Here is a 4,862-nt window from a genome sequence, read left to right as displayed (position 1 = left end):
GGCCCGGAGGCCGCCCCCCGCGCTCCGCTGGCCTCGTCCCGCCCGCTGACCTCGGGGACCCCGGCCGCTGCGCCGTCGCGCCCGGTGATGGTCGCCACCGCTGCGCCCCCGGCCGCCCCGCGCGCGGCCGCTCCGGCCCCGGGGATGCTCGTGGACGTGCCCCGGACGACGCCCCGCTACAACGGCGCGCTGCCGGGGGTGGTGGAAGGCGAGCGGCCCACGCTGGATCAGATCCGCCGCGAGTTGGGCGACTGCCGGCGCTGCAAGCTGTGCACGGGCCGCAAGAACATCGTGTTCGGCTCCGGCAACCCGCGCGCGGAGCTGGTGTTCGTGGGCGAGGGCCCCGGTGAGAACGAGGACATCCAAGGCGTGCCCTTCGTGGGCCCGGCCGGAGACCTGCTCACGAAGATGATCGCCGCGATGGGCTTCAGCCGGAACGACGTCTACATCTGCAACGTCGTGAAGTGCCGCCCGCCGGGCAACCGCAATCCGGAGCCTGACGAGATCGCCGCGTGCGAGCCGTTCCTGCGCGCGCAGCTGCTCGCGCTCCAGCCCCGGGCCATCGTCGCGCTGGGCAAGTTCGCGGCGCAGACGCTGCTGCGCGACACCACCCCCATCACGAAGATGCGGGGCACGTGGCGCGAATACGAGGGCGTTCAGCTCATGCCCACCTTCCACCCCGCCTATCTGCTGCGCAACAACGCGGAGAAGCGCAAGGCGTGGGAGGACCTGCAACAGGTGATGAAGCTGTTCGGAAAGCAGCCGGGCTCCAGCGCCTGAAGTCGCTGGGAGCGCCGCGAAGGAGGGGAGCCACGATGAAGGGAGTGCTCGAGACGCGCGAAGTGCAGTCGCCCGCGCTGGAGAACAATCCGCTGGGGGATCCGGCCCGTCGCCGGCTCACCGTGTACCTGCCACCGGGCTACGCCGAGGGCACCCAGCGCTACCCGGTCGTCTACTTCCTGCACGCCTTCGGCAGCGGCGGCGCCTCCTGGACGAACGCGTCCGGCTTCGCCCCGTCCGTGCCGGACCGCCTGGACGCCCTCATCGAGAAGGGCACGATTCCGCCCGTCATCGGCGTCTTCCCGGATGCCTGGACGAAGCTGGGCGGCAGCCAGTGGGTGAACAGCGACGCCATCGGGCGCTACCGCGACTACCTGGCCAAGGACATCGTCGGCTTCGTGGACAAGACCTGGCGCACGCTGCCCAAGGCCGCCTCGCGCGCGGTGGTGGGCCACAGCTCCGGCGGGTATGGCGCGCTGGTGATGGGCCGCTACCACCCGGAGCTGTTCTCGCTGGTGGGCGCGCACGCGCCGGACTCCTACTTCGAATATTGCTACCTGCCCGACCTGCCCAAGGCGGCCACCGCGCTGCTCAAGTCCGGTGGCGCGGAGACGTGGGTGACGGAGATGCGCACGCGCGCGCAGGAGACGAAGCTGCGCGGCGACGACTTCCCCGTCGTCAACATCCTCGCCATGGCGGCCGCGTACTCGCCGAAGAAGGGCGAGCCGCTCAACCTGGAGCTGCCCTTCGACCTCCAGAACGCGAAGCTGCGGCTGGACGTGTGGAACCGGTGGCTGGTGCATGACCCGGTGCGCTTCGTACCCAAGTTCCTGGACGCGTTCCGCAAGCTGAAGACGGTGTTCCTCGACTGCGGCACGCGCGACGAGTTCAACCTGCGCTGGGGTACGCGCATGGTGGCCGACGACCTGAAGGCCGCGGGCGTGGACGTGGTGCACGAGGAATTCGAGGACGGGCACTCCGGCGTGTCATACCGCTTCGAGCGCTCGTTGGCGGTGCTGGTGCCGCGCCTGTCGCAGGACTGAAGAGGACGCCATGGGGACTGATTCGTACGGGCTGTCGCGCGTCGTGGGTGAGAAGGGCGTGCTGCCGCAGCGCGCTCGCAAGCTGGACCCCTCGCTGCCATGCCGCGAGGCGGAGCTGCTCATCGACGTGGAGAGCCTCAACATCGACGCCGCGTCGTTCAAGCAGATCAAGGACGACGTGGGCGGCGACCCGGCCCGCATCGCCCAGCGCATCCAGGACATCGTCCTCGAGCGCGGCAAGATGCAGAACCCCGTCACCGGCTCCGGCGGGATGCTCATCGGCCGGGTGAAGGAGCTGGGCGCGAAGCACCCCGCCAACGGCGTGCTCAAGACCGGCGACCGCATCGCCACGCTGGTGAGCCTGACGCTCACGCCGCTCGTCATCGAAGAGGTGAAGGCGGTGCACGCGGACATCGACCGGGTGGACATCAAGGGCCACGCGCTCCTCTTCGCGAGCGGCATCTACGCGAAGCTGCCGGAGGACATGCCGGACACGCTGGCGCTCGCGGCGCTGGACGTGTGCGGCGCGCCCGCGCTGGTGGCGCGCTACGTGCGCCCGGGCATGACGGTGGCCGTGCTGGGCGCGGGCAAGAGCGGTGCGCTGTGCCTCGCGCAGGCGCGGCGCAGCCTGGAGAGCCGCGGCAAGCTGCTCGCGCTGGACATCTCCCAGAAGGCGCTGGACGCGCTGTCCGCCATCGGCCTGTGTGACGAGGCGCTGAAGGTGGACGCCACCCAGGGCGTGGACGTGATGGAGGCCGTGCAGCGCGCGACGGGCGGTCAGCTCTGCGACCTGGTCGTCAACTGCGCCAGCGTGGGCAACACGGAGATGGCGTCCCTGCTGTCCGTGAAGGACGGCGGCACGGTCATCTTCTTCTCCATGGCCACCAGCTTCACCACGGCGGCCCTGGGCGCGGAGGGCGTGGGCAAGGACGTCACCATGCTTGTGGGCAATGGGTACGTGCCCGGCCACGCCGCCCTCACGCTGGACCTCCTGCGCACCGAACCGTCGCTGCGCCAGCTCTTCGAGGCGCGCTACGTCTAGGGCTTGAGGAAGGCCGTGTGCGCGGCCTCCATCAGCGGATCCTGCTGGCCCTTCGGGGCCTCCCGGAAGTGGCCCTGGTTGATGGTCCAGATGATGCCGCCGCCCAGGCCCTGTTCGCGGGCCCAGCGTCCCTTCTCCGTGACGGAGGGGACGTCCTCGTAGGAGATGTAGTTGCACGCCTGCGGGCCGAACGCGGTGGGGAAGGACAGGTAGGGCACCTTCGCCTGCGCGTCCCAGCGGTAGGCCTCCGGCGAGTAGTAGAGCGTCTGGATGTTGGCGTAGCTCATCGCGTTGTCGCTCTGCTCCTCCTTCACGTCCGGCCGTCCGTCCAGCGGCGTGCCCGGCTCCGTGACGCCCTTCCAGCAGGTGCCGAAGAAGCCGATGCCCACGCCCATGCGCTGCGCGGGGATGCCCGCGTCGAGGAAGGCCTTCACGGAGCTGGAGACGGAGCTGGGGTGGTTGCCGCCCTCGGCGAAGAGCGCGCTGGAGTGCCAGCTGTCCCATTGGCCCCAGTGGCCGCTCATCTTGTAGGCCATGACGTTCATCTGGTCGACGCGGGCCGCGAGCTCCTTGTGGAAGTCCGCATCCACCTTGCCCAGCGGGAAGTTGGAGTTCACCCAGCCCACGGGCACCGTGATGAGGATCTTCTCGTCCGCGGCGCGCAGGTCGTCCAGCAGCGCCAGCAGCGGGGGGCCGTCCTGCGGCAGGAGGATGGGCTCCCAGTCCACGTCCACGCCGTCGAACTCCAGCTCGCGCATGACCTTGATGATGTTCCGCACGAAGTTGCGGCGCTTCTCCACCGTCTCCGTCGCGGCCTTGAAGCCGTCGTACTCGCCCATGCCTCCCAGCATCAGCAGGGCCTTCTTGCCCGCCTTGTGCGCCCGCTGGGCCAGCGCCTTCGCCAGCATGGGGCCCTCCACGGCGGACACGTCGAAGTCCGTGTAGAGCGTGCCGTCGATGCGCGGACGGATGCGGCCCACCACCACGTGCGTGAGCAGCGACATGTCCACCGAGTCCACCGGGTACAGGTCGCGCTGGTAGCCCACCCAGTAGCCCATGATCCAGTTCGCCGGAGCCCCGCCCGGACGCGGCGTCACCGACGCGGAGGTGCGCACGCACGGGCCTTCACCCAGGTCGTTGGCCGCGCACACGCTGAACGTGTACGCGGTGCCGTTGGTGAGCCCCGGGATGAGCGCACCCGACACCGGCGCGTTCACCGTCACCGTCGCGCCTCCGGGCTCCGCCATCACCTTGAAGTACGACAGCGGCCGCCCGCCGTAGCTGGCCGGCGCCAGCCAGCTCACGAACGCCTGGCCATTGCCCGCCGTGGGCACCACCGAGCGCGGCTGCCCCGGCACCGTGGGGTTCGGGATGGTCATGCCGGCCTGCGGCGTCACGAGCCCCGTCTCCACCGAGGCCGCGCCTTCGCCCATCGCGTTCACCGCGGCGACCTTGAACACGTAGGTGAAGCCGTTGTTGAGCCCCAGCACCGTCGCCTGCGTGCCGGGCGCCGTCACCAGGGCGCCACCGCACTCGGGCACGCAGCGCACCACGTAGTACATGAGCGGCTGGCCGCCGTCGGAAGGTGGCGGCCTCCACGTCACCAGCGCGGAGGCATCCCCCGGCTGGGCCACGACTCCCAGCGGGGCTTCGGGGGGCGTGTCCGGCAGCACCGGCTCATCCGGCCCTCCGCCGAAGTCACATCCGCCCAGCACCACCACAAGGCTCAAGCACACCCACCCACGCACTGACATGGCTCGATGGCTGCTCATCACAAGGCTCCTGACGCTGCGCGCGATGTTATGCAGCCGCACCCCCTGTGTGAGTCAAGCCAAAGTGTAATTTTATGCCATTTTTGGATATCTGGGAACTCAAGTATTAACCCGACTACTTCCATCCCCGCAGGGAATCACGGAACGTGCGGGGAGGGAAAGTCACTCGCCCGAGCACGGCTGGCGCGAGGGTTGGCCGGCAGGCGCGGGCGGACGGCCCGGGCA

General features: G+C 69.8%; 4 protein-coding genes. 3 read left to right on the top strand and 1 reads right to left on the bottom strand.

Annotated elements, in window-relative coordinates:
* The 3 genes from D7V93_RS37960 to kdd form a co-directional block, all read left to right on the top strand.
* Positions 1-780: uracil-DNA glycosylase (locus D7V93_RS37960; RefSeq protein ID WP_244237744.1), on the top strand; the 780-nt coding region annotated here is incomplete at its 5' end.
* A 35-nt stretch (positions 781-815) separates the two neighbouring features.
* The gene (locus D7V93_RS37955) at positions 816-1,823 is read left to right on the top strand and encodes an alpha/beta hydrolase (RefSeq protein ID WP_120647967.1); all 1,008 of its coding nucleotides are present in this window, start codon (positions 816-818) and stop codon (positions 1,821-1,823) included.
* A 10-nt stretch (positions 1,824-1,833) separates the two neighbouring features.
* Positions 1,834-2,865, top strand: a complete 1,032-nt coding sequence (gene kdd / locus D7V93_RS37950) for an L-erythro-3,5-diaminohexanoate dehydrogenase (protein ID WP_120647966.1) — start codon at positions 1,834-1,836, stop codon at positions 2,863-2,865.
* Here the strand turns inward: kdd and D7V93_RS37945 are convergent.
* The gene (locus tag D7V93_RS37945; protein WP_341870989.1) at positions 2,862-4,601 is read right to left on the bottom strand and encodes a glycosyl hydrolase family 18 protein; all 1,740 of its coding nucleotides are present in this window, start codon (positions 4,599-4,601) and stop codon (positions 2,862-2,864) included. The genes kdd and D7V93_RS37945 overlap by 4 nt on opposite strands.
* Positions 4,602-4,862 lie beyond the last annotated feature (261 nt).

The sequence above is a fragment of the Corallococcus llansteffanensis genome, from assembly GCF_003612055.1.
In the GTDB taxonomy this organism is placed as follows: Bacteria; Myxococcota; Myxococcia; order Myxococcales; family Myxococcaceae; genus Corallococcus; species Corallococcus llansteffanensis.
Note: the sequence above shows the minus strand (reverse complement) of the source record. Positions and strands in the feature narration are given on the sequence as shown.